This is a genomic window from Rhizobium sp. CBN3, assembly GCF_030518245.1.
Lineage (GTDB): Bacteria > Pseudomonadota > Alphaproteobacteria > Rhizobiales > Rhizobiaceae > Rhizobium > Rhizobium aethiopicum_A.
Window position 1 is genome coordinate 229561 of record NZ_JAULSE010000005.1, and the last position, 19051, is coordinate 248611.

The window sequence follows — 19051 nt, forward strand, 5'->3', positions numbered from 1 at the left end:
CTGAACAAGCGTTTATGCAGTCGCGATCAGCCCGGTCTCAATGCCCGGCATCTTCCGCCGCCTCGGCCAAGAGCCCGAAGACGTAATCGGAAAACGATCGCCAGCACTCCACCCGGAACGTGTCTTCTTCCGTGCGGAAAAGTACGATCTCCGCCTTGCCGAAAACCGTGCGCGAGGCGGCGCCGACTGGAAAGGACGAAAGCGACAGATCCTGCGGGCAGCCGGCCGCAAGCGTCGCCTCCGCACCCGGCCCGGAGACGATGACCGCCACGTTGCGGTGGGAAACGTCGGTCGCGGAATGCAGCGCGCCGGCGCTGGAACATGCCACCATCAGATCGCCGCCCGCCTCATCGATCAACAGCCACTCGTCCGGCCCGAGCCAGAGCGCCGAGCGCGCAGCGGCGCGGCCGGACGTTTTCGGAGTGGTCGGTACAGAGAGGCCGAGAGCCAAAGAAAGTGCTTTGAGCGACCCCGCTGGCGCGCGCAGCGCCACGCGGCTTGCGGGCGGTGCGACGGTCAGGCGCACCGTGGCGGAGCCGCCGAGACGGCCGGCCAGCGCCGGCTTGCGAATTGCGACATCAGCCATGGATGCGGCCTCCTTCCTTGTCAAAGAACACCAGATCCGTCACTTCGACGGCGATCGTCCGGTCCGGCATCGGCACATAAAGCGTCTCGCCCATTCGCGCCCGGCCGCCGGCGACCAGCGCGAAGGCGATCGATCTGCCGCAACTTTCCGACCAATAGGCCGATGTGACATGGCCGAGCATCGTCATCGGCTTCGGCTCGTTCGGGCTCGCGACCACCTGCGCGCCTTCTTCGAGCACCAGCTTCGGATCCTTGGTAACGAGTCCGACGAGCTGCTTGCGCCCCTCCTTGACGAGGTCCGGCCGCTGCAGCCCGCGAATGCCGACGAAGTCCTTCTTCTTCTTCGAAACGGCCCAGGCGACGCCCGCGTCGTCAGGGGTCACGGTCCCGTCAGTATCCTGGCCGACGATGATATAGCCCTTCTCGGCGCGAAGAACGTGCATCGTCTCCGTACCGTAGACGCAGGCGCCGAGCGGTTCGGCATTGGCCCAGACCGCTTCGAGCACCGACTGGCCGTAATCGGCCGGCACGTTGATTTCGAAACCGATTTCACCGGTGAAGGACACGCGGAAGAGCCGCGCCGGTACGCCGCAGACCGTGCACTCGGCAACGCTCATATGCGGGAAGGCCTCGTTGGAAAGATCGACCCCTTCGACGAGAGGCTCGACGATCTCGCGCGCCTTCGGCCCTTGTACGGCGATGACAGCCCATTGTTCGGTCACCGAGGTCAGCCACACCTTCAGATCCGGGAATTCCGTCTGCAGGTAATCTTCCATGTGATGGAGAACACGCGGCGCTCCGCCGGTTGTCGTCGTCACATGGAAACGATCCTCCGCCAGGCGACCGACGACGCCATCGTCATAAACGAAGCCGTCCTCACGCGTCATGATGCCGTAGCGCGCCTTGCCGGGCTTCAGCGTGTCCCAGGCATTGGTGTAGATGAGATTGAGGAATTTCGCCGCATCCGGGCCAACAACCTCGATCTTGCCGAGGGTCGAGGCATCGAAGATACCTGCCGACTCGCGGGCCGTCCGGCACTCGCGCGCAACCGCCTGATGCATGTTCTCACCCGAGCGCGGATAGAACCAGGCGCGTTTCCAATTGCCGACATCCTCGAAAACAGCGCCATGGGCTTCTTCCCAGCCGTGCAGCGGCGTCTTGCGCGTCGGATCGAACAGCTTTCCGCGCGAATGGCCGATCAGCGTACCATACGTCACCGGCGTATAGGGCGCGCGGAAGGTGGTGAGACCGACACGCGGGATTTCCTTGCCAAGCATTTCCGCGGCAATCGCCAGGCCATGCATGTTGGAAAGCTTGCCCTGGTCCGAGGCCATGCCATTGGTCGTGAACCGCTTGATATGCTCGATCGAGTGCATGCCTTCGCGCACGGCAAGGCGGATATCCTTGGCGCAGACATCGTGCTGGAAATCGATGAAGGCCTTGGCGTTTGTCTTCGGCCCGGCGCCTTCGGCAGCGCCGATCATCCCGCCGGTCCAGTCATAGGGCTGCTCGGCCGAGATCGTGATTTTCCCGCCGCCGCTCTTGCCGGCGGCCTGCGCCATCAGCTCGCCGGCGGCAAGCGATTCCTCGACCGTCCGCTGCAGGTCGTCTGTGCCGTTGCAGGCGCCGACCGACAGGCAATCCTGCGCATAGGTACCGGGCAGGAAGCGCTGACTTTCCGCTTCGAAGGCCACCTTGCCGCGCGACTGCGAGAACAGATGCACGGATGGCGTCCAGCCGGCCGAAACCAGAAGCGCATCGACCGCGATCTTCCGCGGCGAACCGCCGCCGTTGCGCGTCACTGTCATCGACGAGATGCGCAGCCGTCCCGCTGTATTGATGACCGACTGGCCGGTGAGAACATCGATGCCGAGCGAACGCGCCTCTGCCAGCACCGCCGCTCCCGGCGCCTGTCTGCAATCGACAATGGCGGCCACCGTAACACCAGCTCGCTTGAGATCGAAAGCTGCCTCATAGGCCGAGTCATGCGCCGTATAGATGCCGACATTGCTTCCGACGGCGACACCGTAGTGATTGAGATACATCCGCCCCGCCGAAGCCAGCATGATGCCGGGCCGGTCGTTGTTCGGAAATACCATGTGCCGTTCGATCGCGCCGTTGGCGAGGATCACCCGCTTGGCGCGGACCTGCCACAGCCGCTCGCGCGGCAGATCGCTCGATGGTTTGGCGATATGATCGGTGACGCGTTCGGCAAGGCCGACGAAATTGTGGTTGTAGTAACCGAAGGCGGTCGTGCGGATGAGGACTTGGACATTGTCCATCGCCTTCAGCCGCGCCACGGTTTTCTGCGCCCAGGCGTAACCATCCTGTCCGTCGATCCTGACGCCGGCATCGTAGCGCAGCGCCCCGCCGGCTTCCGCCTGCTCGTCGCAGAGGATCACCTTCGCGCCGGTCTCGGCCGCGGCCAGCGCCGCCGAAAGCCCGGCAACACCGGCGCCGACCACCAGCACATCGCAATGGGCGTAGCGGCTGGCATAATGGTCCGGATCCTCTTCCGTCGGTGCGACGCCGAGGCCGGCAGCGCGGCGGATGAACGGCTCGTAGACGTGTTTCCAGGCGGAGCGCGGCCACATGAAGGTCTTGTAATAGAAGCCGGCGGCGAAGAACGGCGACATCAGGTTGTTGACCGCACCGACATCGTAGGCCAGCGAGGGCCAGCGGTTCTGCGACTGGACGATCATGCCGTCGAAGATTTCCTGCACCGTGGCGCGCACGTTCGGCTGCTTACGCGCCTTGTCGCGGGCGACGTCGATCAGCGCGTTCGGCTCTTCGGCCCCTGCCGAGAGGATGCCGCGCGCCCGGTGATATTTGAACGAACGGCCGACGAGATGAATGCCGTTGGCGATCAGCGCCGAGGCGACGGTATCGCCTTCGAGCGCCGTATAGCTCTGGCCGTCGAAGCTGAAGCGCGCGGTCTTTGCAGGCGTCAGACGCCCCTTGCCGACGATACGATTTGCGCCGCTCATTGCGCCTCTCCTTCCACGGCTTCATAGGTCTCGACTGGCCCGTGCTGTTCGGCCTCGGCACCGATCCGCGGCTTCGGCTCGCCTGCCTTATAGGTCATGATGAACTTGTCGCTCACCGTATCGCGCGCCGCGTTGAAGAAGCGGCCGCAGCCGTGAATATGCCGCCAGCGCTCGAAGATCAGCCCCTTCGGGTTGTCGCGCAGAAAGAAATACTCTTCGAATTCCTCGTCCGAAATCGAGGCGATGTCGGCCGGCCGCACGATATGCGCGTCACCCGCGCCGCGGAATTCGAGCTCGGAACGCTCTTCCTGACAATAAGGGCAATGGATCAGCAGCATGTGAGATTTCCTTCTCCTCCCCTTCTCCCCAGCAGGGAGAAGGTGCTTTCAAGGCGGATGAGGGCGTAAATAACGAAAGAAGCGGGCATCTGAGCGAACACGTTCATCATCAGTGCGCCACCGCCGCAGCCGCCGCTTCATCGATCAGCCGGCCGCTGCGGAAGCGTTCCAGCGTCAGGCCGGCATTGAACTTGTGCGCTTCATCGCGGGCGATCAGATGCGCAAAGAGATTGGCCGAGCCCGGCGTCGCCTTGAAGCCGCCGGTGCCCCAGCCGCAATTGACGTAAAGCCCGGGAACCGGCGTCTTCGACTGGATCGCCGAACGGTCCGGCGTATTGTCGACGATGCCGCCCCATTGCCGCATCATCTTGACGCGCCGGAACATCGGGAAGAGTTCGCAGATGGCGTCGAGCGTATGCGTAATGATCTGCAGCCCGCCGGTCTGGGAGTAGGAATTATACTGGTCGGTGCCGGCGCCGATGACGAGCTCGCCCTTGTCGGACTGCGAGATGTAGGCATGCACCGTGTTCGACATGACGACGCAGGGGAAAATCGGCTTCAGCGGTTCGGAGACCAGCGCCTGCAGCGGGCTCGACTGCAGCGGCACGCGCACATCCGCCATCTTCATGATTGTCGAGGTGTGGCCCGCGGCCGATACGCCGACCTTTCTGGCGCCGATGAAGCCGCGCGAGGTCTCGACCCCGGTCACCCGTCCGTCCGGACCGCGGCGGATGCCGGTCACTTCGCAGTTCTGGATGATGTGCACGCCTCGATCGGAGGCTGCGCGCGCATATCCCCAGGCCACCGCATCGTGCCGCGCCGTGCCGCCGCGCCGCTGCAGCGCCGCACCGTTGATCGGATAACGCGCGCTGGCGGAGATGTCGAGCGGCGGACAATAGGCCTTCGCCTGCTCGGGCGTCAGCCATTCATTGTCGATGCCGTAGAGCCGGTTGGCGTGGATGTGTCGCTTGAACGACTGCTGGTCGTGAATATTGTGCGAGAGCATCATCACGCCGCGCGGCGAATACATCACATTGTAGTTGAGCTCCTGTGAAAGGCCTTCCCAGAGCTTCATCGAATGCTCGTAAATGTGCATGCTCTCTTCATAGAGATAATTCGAACGGATGATGGTGGTATTGCGCCCGGTATTGCCGCCGCCGAGCCAGCCCTTCTCGATCACCGCCACATTGGTGATGCCGTGCTCCTTGGCAAGATAATAGGCGGCTCCCAAGCCATGTCCGCCAGCGCCGATGATAACGACATCGTACTCGGCGCGCGGTTCCGGCGAAGTCCACTGCTTCTCCCAACCTCTGTGGCCGCGAAGGGCCTCCCGCGCCACGGCAAAAACCGAATATTTCCGCATCCGCCTTCTTCTCCTTCGGGCAAGGGCTGTTCTCGCGCCCATACAAATCGCAAATCCAAATGCGGCACAACGGCTCTTTTGCGACGCGCGAGAGCTTCGCTTTTGACACTGAACGACATCGTGTCGAAAACTGCGCAATTTCCGATGGTGTCAAGCGCCGCTTCCCAAACCCAAACGAACATCATCCTGCAGGATCTTGCGAAGGCCCGCGCTTCCAGCTGGCGGCAGGGCTGCCCCTAACCCAAGAGGGCGAACAGACAAGAAGTTGCCGAGATGTTAATTTTTCCCCCTTGCCGGGCTTGGTGTATCATGTGCATGCGGGGGCAGCGTTTATTATTCCAGGCGCTAATTTTTGCGCTTTGCGGCGTCGGGCTGGCGGCTGCCGCCGAGCCCGTCGGCCAGGCTGTCGTCATCAAGACCGAGGTAACGGGACAAGCCGGCCCGATCGAAGTCAACACAAGCGTTCATCGCGACGAACGCATCAAGACATCGCAGTCGGGGCTCGGCCAGTTTGTATTTAGGGACGGCACCAAGCTTGCGGTCGGCTGGGGGTCCTCCGTCGTCATCGACAGATATGTTTTCGACGATTCGCAATCGGTCAGGCAACTCACCATCAAGGCCGCCAAGGGGACCTTCCGCTGGGTCAGCGGCAATTCCAAATCCTCGGCCTATCAAATCCTGACGCCGGCAGGCACGATCGGCGTGCGCGGCACCGCTTTCGATTTTTATGTCGGCCCCGACGGCACCACCGCCGTCGTCCTCTTGAACGGCGCGGCCCGCTTCTGCGGCCCCGGCGGCTGCCGGCAGCTACAGCAACGCTGCGACTGCGTCGTGGCCAAGCCGAATGGCGATATGACATCAGCCCGCCGGGTGGATCGTGACGTCCTCCAGAGCCTTGGAAACCAGCGCGCCCTGCCCTTCCTCTCCGGCAACCAGCGGCTTTCGGGTGGCCTCGGCATGCTCGGCGGATGCAACATGGCTTCGCTGTTGCCGGAAAGGAGCGATCGAAACCGGCCGCCGCCGGCAGTTGCACCCGCTCCGCAAAGGCAGGATCCGCCACAGAGACAGGCCGAACCGCAAAAGGAGCGACCGCACAGGCCCGACATGCCGCACCATGACAAGCCGCACCACGACAAGCCCCATCATGATAAGCCGGATAGGCCCGATAAGCATGAAGGCCATGGCCGGCACGACGACGACGGCAAGCCGGGAAATCACGGCCTGGATCATCGGGAGCACGACCACCACCATGATGGAGATGGAGATCGTGATGATGATCATGACAACGATCGGAACCACCACAGGGGCCGCGATTTCAATCGCGATCGCTGAGGCCAGTCAATCTGCCGCACTCTTTTCGATCCCGGCAGGCAATTCCCGGAAATGTTCGGTTCTGCCGGATATACGTTGGTAGAATTCCGCCAGACCGCCGAGCACCTGCGCAGCGCAGTGCTTTGCCGCGCCGATAAGTTTCCGGCTGTTCCGCGAATGCGATTGCAGGGCCTGTATCAGTTGCTTATGAACGATCTCGAGTGCGGCGAATTCCTGGGATTCTGCGACGCGTTCATCGCCGATGACCGCAAGGATCTGCGTCCGGCTGCTCTTTCCCTTGAGCGAGAGGGCGCCGGCCTCGATCACCGCCATTCCCTGCACTGAGCGTGCCGTGCTGTCGGAGATGAGGATATCGAAGCCTATCTCCTTGCAGGACGACTCGATGCGGGCGGCGACGTTGACCGCATCTCCGACTGCCGAATAGTTGAAGCGGGTCTTGGCGCCCATATTGCCGACACAGGCAAGACCGGTGTGGATGCCGATGCCGATGCCGACCTCTTGTCCAGGCCCGAAGCCGAACGCGTCGGCCATGTTCAGTTCGGCCAGCGTTTCGCGCATCGCAAGTGCAGCACGAACCGCCTTTGTTGCATGATCGGCTACATCGACTGGCGCATTCCAGAACGCCATGATCGAATCACCGATGAATTTGTCGAGCGTGCCTTCATTGGCAACGACATGGCGGCTCAGCGCATCGAGCAGCGTGTTCAGGAACCTGACGACATCAGCCGGCGCCAGCCGTTCGCTGATCTCGGTGAAGTTCCTGACATCGACGAACATTACCGTCAGCTCCCGGTCATCTCCACCGAGCCGCAAGGCATCGCGGTTATGCTCGATGCGATGGAGCAGTGACGGAGAAAGATAATGTCCGAAGGCGCGCCGCACCTCGCGCCTTTCCCGGTCGATCACCAGAATGCGGAACGAGGTTGCCGCAAAATGGGTGATCGATCCGCTGATGATCGGAGCCAACGGATCGAGAAGAAGCCCCGCATAAAAGAAGGAGAGCCAGGAGGCCACGAGCGCCATTGCGGTAATGAGCAGGCCGCAGACCAGTGCGACGGCGGGACTGACGAAGGTCGTCACCACGACGAGCAGGCATCCGAGCACCGCGATCGTGAGGATTTCCAGCCCGTCCGCCCAATCGGGCCGCGACAGGAAACGGCCGGAGAGAATCTGTTCGACGGCCTGCGCATGCATCGAAACGCCGGGAACATTCTCGCCGAGCGCCGTGACGCGGATGTCCTGCAGGCCTGCCGCCGAGGTGCCGACGAAGACGATGCTGCCGTCAATGGCGGCAGAGACCTCGGGAGAGGCGCCCCCGGCGGCGAGCACCTGGCGGGCGGAAATATAGCGCTCCGCCCGGTCGGGGCTGACATAGAGCCAGAATTCGCCCGCCGCCGTCAGCGGCACGACGAAATCGCCGATCTTTGCCGATGTCATCGCCCCGGCCCGATCGGGCGCGCCGGCCACTACGTAAGTCGATACACCCTGCGCGACACGCAAAGCCTCGACCGCGAGATTGGGATAGAGTTGCACGCCATCAGTCAGGAACAGCGGCACCGCCCGAACCACCGGCGAAGGATTGCCGGGATTGAGGCTGATATGGCCGAGCCCTGCCGCATTGGCTTCCAATTGCGGTCTGAGTGGTGTCGAAGCGGCAAGATAGGGCGGAGCCGAGACGGGGCTTTCCCCGGTGAAAGCAAAGCCCGCCTTGACAGGCGGCCGGTAACTGCCTTCGTTGGAAAGCCCGAAGCCGAGCACGACGGGTTTGCCGGAGATCGAGCGGGCAAAGATCTCGTCATTGTCGGGAAGCTTCTCGGCCAGGGACGGATCAACCCCCGCGACCTCGCGCACCACGTTGCGCGGCGACAGCCGATCCGGCTCTGAAAAGAGCACGTCGAAGGCAATGGCCGCCGCGCCCATTTGAGAAAGCCGGTCCACCAGCAGAGCCAACCGGTCCCGTGGCCACGGCCATTGACCGAATTCACGCAACGACGCCTCGTCGATATCGATCACACGAACCGGCATGGGCTCGAATTTTCTCGGAAGCAGGCGCTGATACTCGTCGAAAGTCACGCCACGGATCAGCTTGAAGATCCCGGGATCGCCTGCGCGCAACATCGTCAGCGCAGCCACGATCACCAGGCCGATAACGACACCGATTTGCTGCACGCGCGTCATCATCTCAACCGGTGTCCCCCTGCCAACCGACAGGCTACGCCGCTTTCCGTCCGAACGCCATTCGCCCATGCGCTTGCGGCGCTTCTTTTCGCTTTCCAGCCTCCCGCTTCCCGCCGGTCGGCGCAACGGCGTCTTCAAATTTGGCGGCGCCGTCAGTTCGGCCAGGCTTTTGCTTGGACGACACGGCTTCGATCTTGCCGGGCGCGCCGTGAAATGTTCTTGTAACGGCGCGAAGCGCGAATGCTTTCAGATGGAAGAGTGAGGGGCTCCCGTGATTTCCGAAACCGCCGTGCGTCGCAGCGGCTATTGGCTGATCGTCGTCGTGCTGGCGATGCTTGCAGGACTGCCGCTTGCCGTCTGGCTCGACATCAGCGATCTCTCCGGAAATACCCTCAGACGCCAGGCGCGCGATATGAGCTCGCTGATATCGAGCATCCGCTCCTATTATTCCGCCAATGTCGTCGGACGCGTTCTGGCCGCGCACGCCAGCGGCGCGACCGCAGGCACGGTCGTCTCCCACAACTACGCCAATATCCCAGGCGCCATCCCGCTGCCGGCAACGCTTTCGCTGGAACTCGGCGACGTCATCAAGGAGCAGCAGGCCAACATCACATACCGCTTCGTCTCCGATCTGCCGTTCAAGAGCCGCGCTTCCCACGAGCTCGACGATTTCGAGAAACGATCGCTCGCCGCGTTGCGCGCCAATCCGCAGCAGACGTTGAGCGACCTCACCCGGGTCGGTTTGACCGATACCCTGCGGTTCGTCACGCCCGTCGTCATGGGCCAGGCCTGCGTTGCCTGTCACAACAGCCACCCGGAAAGCCCGAAGACCGATTGGAAGGTCGGCGATGTGCGCGGCATTCAGGAAGTGGTCATCAAGCAACCCTATGCAAGCAACGTCTTCGCCTTCAAATATCTGCTCTGCTATTTTCTTTTTGTCGCCGTCATCGGCCTCAGCTTCATTCTGCTGCAGCGCCAGCAGGCTCGCGCGATCCATGGCGCCAATCGGGATCTCGAAGCGGCGAACGAATTCCTGGCCAGCGTTTCCCTGAAGATTTCGCGCTATCTCTCGCCGCAGATCTACAAGAGCATCTTCAGCGGACAGAAAGACGTCGTCGTCCATACCGAGCGCAAGCGCCTGACGATTTTCTTCTCCGACATCAAGGATTTCACCGCGACCACCGAGCGGCTGCAGCCGGAAGCGCTGACGGAAATGCTCAACGAATATCTGACCGAAATGTCGAACATTGCCCTCGCCCATGGCGGCACGGTGGACAAGTTCATCGGCGATGCCATGCTGGTCTTCTTCGGCGACCCGGAAACGAAGGGTCCGGAAGAAGATGCGAAAGCCTGCCTGCGCATGGCCGTCGACATGCAGCGCCGCCTCGGGGAGCTCAAGGACAGATGGCGCAGAAACGGCACCGAGGAGCCTTTCGTCGTGCGCATGGGAATTAACAGCGGTTATTGCAACGTCGGCAATTTCGGCAGCAGCGATCGCATGGACTATACGATCATCGGCGCGGAGGCGAATCTCGCGGCCAGGCTGCAGTCGATCGCCCAGGGCGGAGAAATCGTCATCAGCTACGAAACCTATGCGCTGGTGAACGAGATCGTCGACGCTCACCCTTTGCCGCCGATCACCATGAAGGGCATCCAACGCGAGGTCGTGCCCTATGCCGTCGATGGACTGACGCTCGGCGCCGACCACAAGAGCCGCGTTCTCAGTGAACATCTCTCGGGTCTCGACCTGCATCTGGATATGAGCCGGCTGGAGCCTGCCGATCGACTCCGGGTCAGGACGGCGCTCAAGGAGGCAATTGCCGCCCTGGACGATGCCCTGCCGGAAGCGGCTCGCTTGAGACAGGATGCCGGACAGATGTGATTTTTCCAGCTGCCGCCGATATCCATCTGGACTTCCCCTACTCGATCTGCTATCCCGCATCACCAATCGCAAGGCCGCGGCCGCGCGAACGTTATATTTTTGCCCCTGGCGCTGCGCTGCCTCAGGCATCAACCAAACCAAAGGAACGTGATTCTCGTGCAGGTACTTGTCCGCGATAACAATGTCGATCAGGCTCTCCGCGCTCTCAAGAAGAAGATGCAGCGCGAAGGCATTTTCCGCGAAATGAAGATGCGCGACTACTACGAGAAGCCGTCGCAGAAGCGTGCTCGCGAAAAGGCCGAGGCTGTTCGCCGCGTTCGCAAGCTGGCCCGCAAGCGCGCCCAGCGCGAAGGCCTGGTCGCACGCTAAGCGTTGCCGTCGTTTTTTCGACGTTTTCAGATGCATTGTGGCGGGGGCGATGGGTTCGCCGCCGCCTTTTTAGTTTGCCGCTGAAGATCAGCATATCCCAGTGTTGGATATGCCGCATGGGGAAAGCGAGCCCGAATGGCTGATACCACCTTCAATCCGTCCCGCGCCTGGCGCTTTCAGAAAACCGCATTCCTGCCAGCCTTGACGCTGGCGGCCATGGTCGGCCTTGCCGGCTGCGAGACGACCAACACCACGGATGCCGTAATCCGCATCGACAAGGCGCAGGGCTCGGAAGAGAACATCGCGTCGCTGACGGCTGTTATCAACGCCAATCCGAGGGATCCCGAAGGGTATAATGTCCGCGGTTCCGCCTATGGCCGCGGCGGCCAGTTCCGCCAGGCGCTGAACGATTTCAACACGGCACTGCAGATTAATCCGCGCTTCTTCCAGGCCTATGCCAACCGCGCGCTGGTCTATCGCAACATGGGCCAGCAGCAGCAGGCGATTGCCGACTACAATGCCGCCCTGCAGATCAATCCGAGCTACGACGTCGCCTATATCGGCCGCGGCAATGTCTATCGCATGGCCGGCCAGGACGATGCAGCTTTCAACGATTTCAGCAAGGCGATCCAGCTCGGCACGACCGATGGCCGCGCCTATCACAATCGTGGCCTGATCTACCAAAAGCGCAATCAGCAGGACAAGGCCATCGACGATTTCTCGAAGGCCATCTCGCTCGCGCCGAATTCGCCCGAGCCCTATAATGGCCGCGGCATTTCCTACATCGCGCTGAATGACGATGACAACGCGTTTGCCGATTTCAATCACGCGATCGATCTCAACGGCAACATCGCCGAATCCTGGGCCAACCAGGCTCTTGTCTACGAACGCCGCGGCGACAAGGCCAAGGCTGCCCGCTCCTATCGCCATGCGGTCGGGCTTGACCCCAAATACCAGCCGGCCCGCGATGGTCTGGCCCGAGTCGGCGCTCCAGCCGGCTAAGGATAGGGGCGCCCGGAACATCGGATGCCCCAGAACCTTGGCGTTGCAGGAAAGTCTCCGGCAGAACCGCTTTATCGATGACCGGCCCGGTGCGCGTGCAGCAAAGGGTGGCCGGAGTAAGGTGTCATGAAGGCGCCGCATCGCTTTGAAAAGAGGGGTGGAAAACCGCCGCCGTCTTCATGGCATGTCATACGATATTGCAACCTGCTTTTGCTCCCCGTAACATGCGGCTGCTTCGATAGCCCGCTATCGGGGTGTGCGAAAACACGTTTGAGGGCGGTTTGCGAGAGATGCGGATCTTTGCTTTCCTGACCGCAGACGAAAACTGTTGCGGACAGCGCGCACAGCGGCGCCGCGCGTCTTTCAGGACGCACAAAGGACGCGGCAATACCGGGACTGTGGCGGCGGCGCGCAATAAATGAAGATCGTCGCATTGTTTTTTCCCAAAGCTTCGATCGGCACCTATCTGGTGGCGATGGCGGTGGCGATCGCGCTGCCGATCTTCGCCTTCGTGGCGCTGCTTCTGCTGCAGCTGGAGGATAACCAGCGCTCGACGCTGAAGCGCGAGACGGCGCAGGACGCGCTTGCCCTTTCGCGCATCATCGATCGCCAGCTTCAGGACATGGCGACGACGTTGCGGCTGCTGTCGAGCTCCCCGGAGCTCGAAAACGGCGACCTCGCCTCCTTCCACGAACGTACGGAAGCGGCTCTGCGGAACAATGCGCTCTATGTCCTCGCCGTCGACCGCACCGGTCAGCAACTGCTGAACACACGCCGGCCTTTCGGCACTCCGCTCGAAAAGACGGCAAACATCGCCGCGCTCGATGCCGCGATGAAATCCGGCCGGATCGAGGCGTCCGATGTTTTTCGCGGCAGAACCAGCGGCGAGTGGGTCTACAACGTCACTTTACCAAGAGAGGGCGATCCTGTCGCCGCCCTCATCATCACCCAGGACGCCAGGGATCTCGGCCGGCTGGTGACGACCCAGGGTCTTGCCCCCGGCTGGTCGGCCGCCGTTCTCGACCAAAGCGGCCACGTGGTGGTTGCCGCCGGTCCCGCCGCCCTCAAGCCCGGCACCCCCTTCGATCCGCGCATCCTGCCGGCGCTTGGTTTTTCCCGAGGGGTCTTCGAAGATAAGTCGATCCTGCCGCACATGCTTCTCGGTTATGCACAGATTCCCGGCTGGTCTTGGAAGACGGTGGTCTGGGGGCCGGTGGCGCAGGCTTCGATTCTCAGCACCTGGCGTTTCCTCATCATCGGCGGCGTTGCGCTCGTGCTCGTCGCAGTGCTGGCCGCCTATGCCGTCGCGAGACAGGTCCGCACCACCATCCGCGAGATCGCCGACATGGCGAACCGCATGGGCCAGGGCCACATCGTCTCACCCGTTGAAACGAGCGTGATCGAGGCGAACCAGGTGGCGATCGCTCTTTCGAATGCCTCATTCGATCGCAGTCAGACCGAAGACCGGCTGCGCTTCGTCATGCATGAACTCGTCCACCGCACCAAGAACCTTCTCACGCTTGCTCAGGCCATGATGCGCCAGCTTGCCAAACAGGCCGACAGCGTCGAAACCTTTCAAGCCGCCGTCGCCGACCGCCTTGAGGGCCTGGTGCGTTCGATCGAGCTTCTGACCAGCGAGCAATGGGGAGGCGTGTCGCTCCGGCGGGTCGTTGACATCCATCTGCAGGCCTTCCCGCAATCGCGCGAACAGATCGAAATCACCGGCGATGATTTCGTCCTGAAGCCGGATGCAGTGCAGAATCTCGGCCTTGCCCTGCATGAGCTCGCCACCAATTCTGTGAAATATGGTGCGCTCTCCGTCCCGCAGGGCCGCGTCCGCTTCGACTGGCACGATGTCGGAGACGAGGACAAGCCGGATGCCCTGCTCCGCTTCACCTGGGAAGAGCGCGGCGGCCCGCCGGTCACAGAGCCCTCGCGCTCGGGTTTCGGCACGACCGTCATCAAGGCGCATGCCGCTTCCGCCTTCCGAGGCACGGTGCAGGTCGATTTCCGGCCCGAAGGCCTGTTATGGGTACTGACAGCCCAGCGCGCCACGCTGGAGCGGGAATAACCTAGGAACTATCGCCACCTCAACCCGTTTCGAACAGGTCATTCCCAAGGAGAAGGACCATGTTCAAGCAAACGATGATCGCCGCCGCGGCACTGACGGCCGCTGCCTTGGCAAGCCCGGCGAGTGCGGAAAATTATGTGACGCTTGGCCGTCTGGTCTGCGGATCGGATGGCGGTCAGGGCCTGATCGTCACCTCGCAGAAGAACCTCATCTGCACCTATACGCCGGCATCCGGCGGCGCCAAAGCCGTCTACGCCGGCAAAATCGAGAAGTTCGGCCTCGACATCGGCCAGACGGGCAAGAGCGTGATGATCTGGCAGGTCCTGGCAAAGACCGGCACCGATATGCCGCAATTCGCCCTTGCCGGCGAATATTACGGTGTCGGCGCTGATGCGAGCATCGGTGCGGGCGCCGGCGCCAAAGTGATTGCCGGCGGCACCAACAAGGCTTTCATGCTGCAGCCGCTGAATGTCCAGGCCCAGGAAGGGCTGAACCTGGCGATCGGTGTCGAGAAGATGACGCTGGCGCCGGGCGAGATATGAGAAAAGCCGCCCCAAAGGGCGGCTCATCGGCTCAATGCGCGATCGCCTTGTTGATATCCTCGGTCATTTTCTTGGCGTCGCCGAGCAGCATCATCGTGCCGTCCTTGTAGAACAGCGTATTGTCGATGCCGGCATAACCCGAACCAAGCGAGCGCTTGACGAACAGGCAGGTCTTCGCCCGATCGACGTCGAGGATCGGCATGCCGTAGATCGGCGAGGTCTTGTCGTCGCGCGCTGCCGGATTGGTGACGTCATTGGCGCCGATGACATAGGCGACGTCGGCCTGGGCAAATTCCGAATTGATGTCCTCGAGCTCGAAGACCTCGTCATAGGGAACATTGGCCTCGGCCAGCAGCACGTTCATATGGCCGGGCATGCGGCCTGCGACCGGGTGGATCGCATATTTCACCTCGACGCCGTTCTTCTTCAGATTGTCGGCGAGTTCGCGCAGCGCATGCTGGGCCTGGGCGACCGCCATGCCATAACCCGGCACGATGATGACCTTCGAGGCATTGGCCATCAGATAGGCTGCATCCTCGGCGGAGCCGAGCTTGACCGTCTTGTCTGATGTGTCCGGCCCGCCGGATGCCGTCTCGCCGCCGAAACCGCCGAGAATGACCGAGACGAAGGAGCGGTTCATGCCCTTGCACATGATGTAGGAGAGGATGGCGCCTGACGAACCGACGAGCGCGCCGGTGATGATCAGCGCCAGATTGCCGAGGGTGAAGCCGATGCCGGCCGCAGCCCAGCCGGAATAGGAGTTCAGCATGGAGACAACGACGGGCATGTCGGCGCCGCCGATCGGCACGATCAGCAGGACACCGAGCGCCAGCGACAGCGCCACGACGGCCCAGAAGTCGAAATGGCTTTCGGTAGCGGCAAGGCCGACGATGAAGAGCGCGATCAGCGCCAGCAGGGTTGCATTGATCAAATGCCGGTAGGGCAGCAGGATCGGCTTGCCGGACATGCGCCCGTCGAGCTTCAGGAAGGCGATGATCGAGCCGGTGAAGGTGAGCGCCCCTATCGCGACGCCCAGCGCCATTTCGATGCGCGCCTCGGTGTGGATCTGGCCGATCTCGCCGATGCCGAAGGAGGCGGGCGTATAGAGCGCGGAGGCGGCCACCAGCACGGCGGCAAGGCCGACCAGCGAGTGGAAGCCGGCGACCAGCTGCGGCATCGAGGTCATGGCGATGGTGCGAGCGACATAGGCGCCGACGCTGCCGCCGATGGCAAGGCCGAGGATGATCAGCACGAAGCCGCCGAAGTTCGGGGTTGCCAGCACCAGCGTCGTCAGGATGGCGATCCCCATGCCGATCATGCCGTAGAGATTGCCCTTGCGGCTGGTGGCCGGATGCGACAGGCCGCGCAGCGCCAGGATGAAGAGCACGCCGGAAACGAGGTAGAGGAAAGCTGCGATATTGGTCATCGATCCCTCACCGGTCCTTCTTGCGGTACATCGAAAGCATGCGCTGCGTGACCAGGAAGCCGCCGAAGATATTCACCGAGACCAGCACCAGGGCGACGAAACCGAAGCCAGTCGCAAGCCCGCTTGTGGAGATGCCGACCGCCAGCAGCGCGCCGACGACGATGACCGAGGAGATCGCGTTGGTCACCGCCATCAGCGGCGTATGCAGCGCCGGCGTCACCGACCAGACGACGTAATAGCCGACGAAAATCGACAAGACGAAGATCGCCAGCTGGAAGACGAAGGGATCGATCGCCCCGCCCGTTGCCGCACTTGCCGCTTCCGGGGCATGCGCGGCTGCGGTGGCGACGGCCGTCACGGCGTCGTTCAACTGCTGCAGCGCTCTGTCCATTGCTTCACTGGCCATCACATGTCTCCCTTCTTCGCGCCGCCGAAGGCGGGATGCACCACGTCGCCGGCATAGGTCAGCATCGTTGCCTTGACGAGCTCGTCGTCGAGGTTGACGACGACCGCCTTCGTTTCCTTGTTGACCATCGTCTCGAGGAAGGTGACGAGGTTCTTGGCGTAAAGCGCCGAGGCGCTGGCTGCGACCCGGCCCGGCATATTGGCGAAGCCGATCACGCTGACGCCGTCGACGTCGGCGACCTCGCCGGCAACGACGCCCTCGATATTGCCGCCGCGCTCGACCGCGAGGTCGACCGCGACCGCACCCGGCTTCATCGAGGAAAGCATGGCGCGCGAGACGAGCCGCGGCGCCGGCCGGCCGGGAATGAGAGCGGTGGTGATGACGATATCCTGCTTGGCGATGTGTTCGGCGACGAGCGCCGCCTGTTTCGCCTGATAGTCTGCCGACATTTCCTTGGCGTAACCGCCGGCCGTTTCCGCCGCCTTGAACTCCTCGTCCTCGACGGCGATGAACTTGGCGCCGAGCGAGGCAACCTGCTCCTTGGCGGCCGGGCGAACGTCGGTGGCCGAGACCGCCGCCCCGAGGCGCCGCGCCGTGGCGATCGCCTGCAGACCGGCGACGCCGGCACCCATGACGAAGACCTTGGCGGCCGGCACGGTGCCTGCCGCCGTCATCATCATCGGCATGGCGCGGTCATAGACCGCCGCCGCCTCGATGACCGCCTGATAGCCGGCGAGATTGGCCTGAGAGGAGAGCACGTCCATCGACTGGGCGCGGGTGATGCGCGGCATCAGCTCCATGGCGAAAGCCGAAAGCCCGGCACTCGCGAGCGCCGCAATCGCCTCGTCATTGCCGTAGGGGTCCATGATCGCAATGACGACGGCGCCGCTCTTGTAACCCGCGATTTCCGATGGGCTCGGGCGGCGCACCTTCAGCACCACGTCGGCGGAGGCTGCATCGGCAAAACTGCCGATTCTGGCGCCTACGGCTTCGAACTCGGCGTCCGGAATGCGCGAAGCCGTACCGGCGCCGGCTTCGACGACGACATCGAAGCCGAAACTCTTCATCTTCTTCACGGTCTCGGCGGAGGCCGCGACACGCGTCTCGCCGTCCGTGATTTCCCTTGCAACGAAAACAATATTGCCCAACTGCCCCCTCCTCCGGGTCAGCCAGACCGCCGCAGGCTCGCCTGCGCAGGCCAAGCACCTAATTCACAAGGCTTCGGAGAAGCCTCCCCTCCCCTTAGAGCGCCGTACGTCCCCCCGGACACACAAAGACGCTCCAACTCCCTGAACAGACACATCGCGTTTGCCGAAAATCGATTGCGATTTTCAGGCCGATGCGCCAGCCGCGATCAGCGGAACAGGAAGATGCCGGCGGCGAGAAGAACGATGAAGACGAAGAGGCCACCGAGAAGGCCGGCGCCGCCGAAGAAACCGGCGGTCATCGCCAGCAGGAGAACGACGAGAAGCATCGTGCCGTATTTCGTGCCGGCAATGAACATGTTGTAGGTCTGCTCATGTTCCTTGTAATCCATCGGCGCGCCGGTCTCGACCGGTCCGGTATGATGTTCGGCCATAAATATCGTCTCCCTGAAATGCTTTTGCGCTGCCTGATTCCCTCTTAAGCCGAGGGAAGTCCCTGGCTGCAGGAATTACACAATGACAGGCGAAAGCGCAATGCATGAGAATGCCGCAGCCGCGGTTCCAAACCACCTTCTTCCGCAAGGAAAAAACGTGAGGGCGCCGGCTGCGGATCTTGTCACCGCTGCATAACCTCTCCTCATTCGCAGAGCAGGAGAAATTACAGCGGCAGGTCGGTGCCGAGTTCACCTTGTGGCACGAAGCGCGCCGTCGGGATGATGGTAAGCGGCGGCAACGTATCGTGGGGAGTGCGCGAAAACATCATGCGCTGTTCGCTGGCGCTGGAGATGAAGAAAGGATAGCGCGTCAACAGCTTGCGCCCGACCTCCACTACATTCGTCGCCATCAGCGTCACATCAACGCCGTAACTCTCCGCCAGTCGGCCGGGCACAATGGTATCGGCATAGAAGACCCGCTTGTAGAAGGCGGCATGCGGGGGCCGGACGGACTGAATAACCCGGTCAGCCCGGAAATACGCTGCCGCGACGATGGCGGGTCTCAGCGTCAGATAGGGAACCCATGGCAGGTTGGCGGTGAGCTCCGGATCGGCCGCGAAACGCGCCGGGTCGATCAAGGTCAGCCCGGCGTCCAAAAGCTCATCCATCGCCTCGGGAAAGGCCTCTCCGGACCGGCTGATACGATGCTCCGGCGTCACATAGTGAAGTCTGATCGTACTGACCAGTTCGCCATAATAGTAGAGACCGAAGATATAAGCATGGCTGTCGAAATCGACATCGTCCAATAGGCCTGCCGGGGCAAGCGACAGCGCGCCATGGGCCTTGTAGGCCTTGTAGCGCAGCCGCTCCACCTCCTCCATGTCTTCGCTGCTTTCGACACGGCGATATTCGACCTGATCCAGAATTTCCAAAATTTTCGTACTGAAATCACTACGCGTGAACAGTGTGTCTGACATATTTTGATCCACTC

The 19051-nt window shown here is 62.4% G+C and carries 16 protein-coding genes; 6 read left to right on the plus strand and 10 right to left on the minus strand.

What is annotated here, in order from left to right; translation table 11 throughout:
* Positions 1-37: 37 nt before the first annotated feature.
* From QWJ46_RS10595 to QWJ46_RS10610, 4 genes are all read right to left on the minus strand, one after another.
* Complete coding sequence (locus QWJ46_RS10595) at positions 38-586, minus strand: sarcosine oxidase subunit gamma (protein WP_302751104.1); 549 nt, start codon at positions 584-586, stop codon at positions 38-40.
* Entirely contained in the window at positions 579-3572 is a 2994-nt protein-coding gene (locus QWJ46_RS10600; protein WP_184454961.1) for a sarcosine oxidase subunit alpha, read from the minus strand. The genes QWJ46_RS10595 and QWJ46_RS10600 overlap by 8 nt, the downstream gene beginning before the upstream one ends.
* Positions 3569-3910, minus strand: a complete 342-nt coding sequence (locus QWJ46_RS10605) for a sarcosine oxidase subunit delta (protein ID WP_064804970.1) — start codon at positions 3908-3910, stop codon at positions 3569-3571. The genes QWJ46_RS10600 and QWJ46_RS10605 overlap by 4 nt, the downstream gene beginning before the upstream one ends.
* 109 nt (positions 3911-4019) lie before the next feature.
* Positions 4020-5273, minus strand: coding sequence for a sarcosine oxidase subunit beta family protein (locus QWJ46_RS10610; RefSeq protein ID WP_011426818.1), 1254 nt, complete (start codon positions 5271-5273; stop codon positions 4020-4022).
* Positions 5274-5588: 315 nt separating this feature from the next.
* On the opposite strand from QWJ46_RS10610, the gene QWJ46_RS10615 reads away from it, so the two are divergent.
* Positions 5589-6605, plus strand: coding sequence for a FecR domain-containing protein (locus QWJ46_RS10615; protein ID WP_302751105.1), 1017 nt, complete (start codon positions 5589-5591; stop codon positions 6603-6605).
* A gap of 6 nt (positions 6606-6611) precedes the next feature.
* Here QWJ46_RS10615 and QWJ46_RS10620 read toward each other — a convergent pair whose 3' ends face one another.
* On the minus strand, positions 6612-8783 hold the full coding sequence (locus tag QWJ46_RS10620) for a CHASE2 domain-containing protein (RefSeq protein ID WP_302751176.1): 2172 nt from the start codon (positions 8781-8783) through the stop codon (positions 6612-6614).
* A gap of 331 nt (positions 8784-9114) precedes the next feature.
* Between QWJ46_RS10620 and QWJ46_RS10625 the strand changes: the two genes are divergently transcribed.
* The 5 genes from QWJ46_RS10625 (at position 9115) to QWJ46_RS10645 (ending at position 14649) form a co-directional block, all read left to right on the plus strand.
* Positions 9115-10665 carry an adenylate/guanylate cyclase domain-containing protein gene (locus tag QWJ46_RS10625; protein WP_302751177.1) on the plus strand — a complete coding sequence of 517 codons (1551 nt, stop codon included), beginning with the start codon at positions 9115-9117 and terminating at the stop codon, positions 10663-10665.
* Positions 10666-10821: 156 nt separating this feature from the next.
* Entirely contained in the window at positions 10822-11034 is a 213-nt protein-coding gene (gene rpsU / locus QWJ46_RS10630; protein ID WP_003585885.1) for a 30S ribosomal protein S21, read from the plus strand.
* A gap of 135 nt (positions 11035-11169) precedes the next feature.
* Positions 11170-12036 (plus strand): tetratricopeptide repeat protein, encoded by an 867-nt coding sequence (locus QWJ46_RS10635; protein WP_064804978.1) that lies wholly within the window; start codon positions 11170-11172, stop codon positions 12034-12036.
* Positions 12037-12454: 418 nt separating this feature from the next.
* On the plus strand, positions 12455-14107 hold the full coding sequence (locus tag QWJ46_RS10640; protein WP_302751106.1) for a sensor histidine kinase: 1653 nt from the start codon (positions 12455-12457) through the stop codon (positions 14105-14107).
* 59 nt (positions 14108-14166) lie between these two features.
* Complete coding sequence (locus QWJ46_RS10645; RefSeq protein WP_302751107.1) at positions 14167-14649, plus strand: DUF992 domain-containing protein; 483 nt, start codon at positions 14167-14169, stop codon at positions 14647-14649.
* A gap of 31 nt (positions 14650-14680) precedes the next feature.
* Here the strand turns inward: QWJ46_RS10645 and QWJ46_RS10650 are convergent, their stop codons facing one another.
* The 5 genes from QWJ46_RS10650 to QWJ46_RS10670 form a co-directional block, all read right to left on the minus strand.
* Complete coding sequence (locus tag QWJ46_RS10650; protein WP_302751108.1) at positions 14681-16075, minus strand: NAD(P)(+) transhydrogenase (Re/Si-specific) subunit beta; 1395 nt, start codon at positions 16073-16075, stop codon at positions 14681-14683.
* Between the two features lie 7 nt (positions 16076-16082).
* The gene (locus QWJ46_RS10655; RefSeq protein WP_003582338.1) at positions 16083-16481 is read right to left on the minus strand and encodes a proton-translocating transhydrogenase family protein; all 399 of its coding nucleotides are present in this window, start codon (positions 16479-16481) and stop codon (positions 16083-16085) included.
* Positions 16481-17629: a Re/Si-specific NAD(P)(+) transhydrogenase subunit alpha gene (locus QWJ46_RS10660; protein ID WP_302751109.1), complete on the minus strand. Its 1149-nt coding sequence runs from the start codon at positions 17627-17629 to the stop codon at positions 16481-16483. Before QWJ46_RS10660 ends, QWJ46_RS10655 begins: the two co-directional genes overlap by 1 nt.
* Positions 17630-17835: 206 nt before the next feature.
* Positions 17836-18060, minus strand: a complete 225-nt coding sequence (locus QWJ46_RS10665) for an aa3-type cytochrome c oxidase subunit IV (RefSeq protein ID WP_011426827.1) — start codon at positions 18058-18060, stop codon at positions 17836-17838.
* Positions 18061-18284: 224 nt separating this feature from the next.
* On the minus strand, positions 18285-19037 hold the full coding sequence (locus tag QWJ46_RS10670; RefSeq protein WP_302751110.1) for a hypothetical protein: 753 nt from the start codon (positions 19035-19037) through the stop codon (positions 18285-18287).
* Positions 19038-19051: the final 14 nt, after the last annotated feature.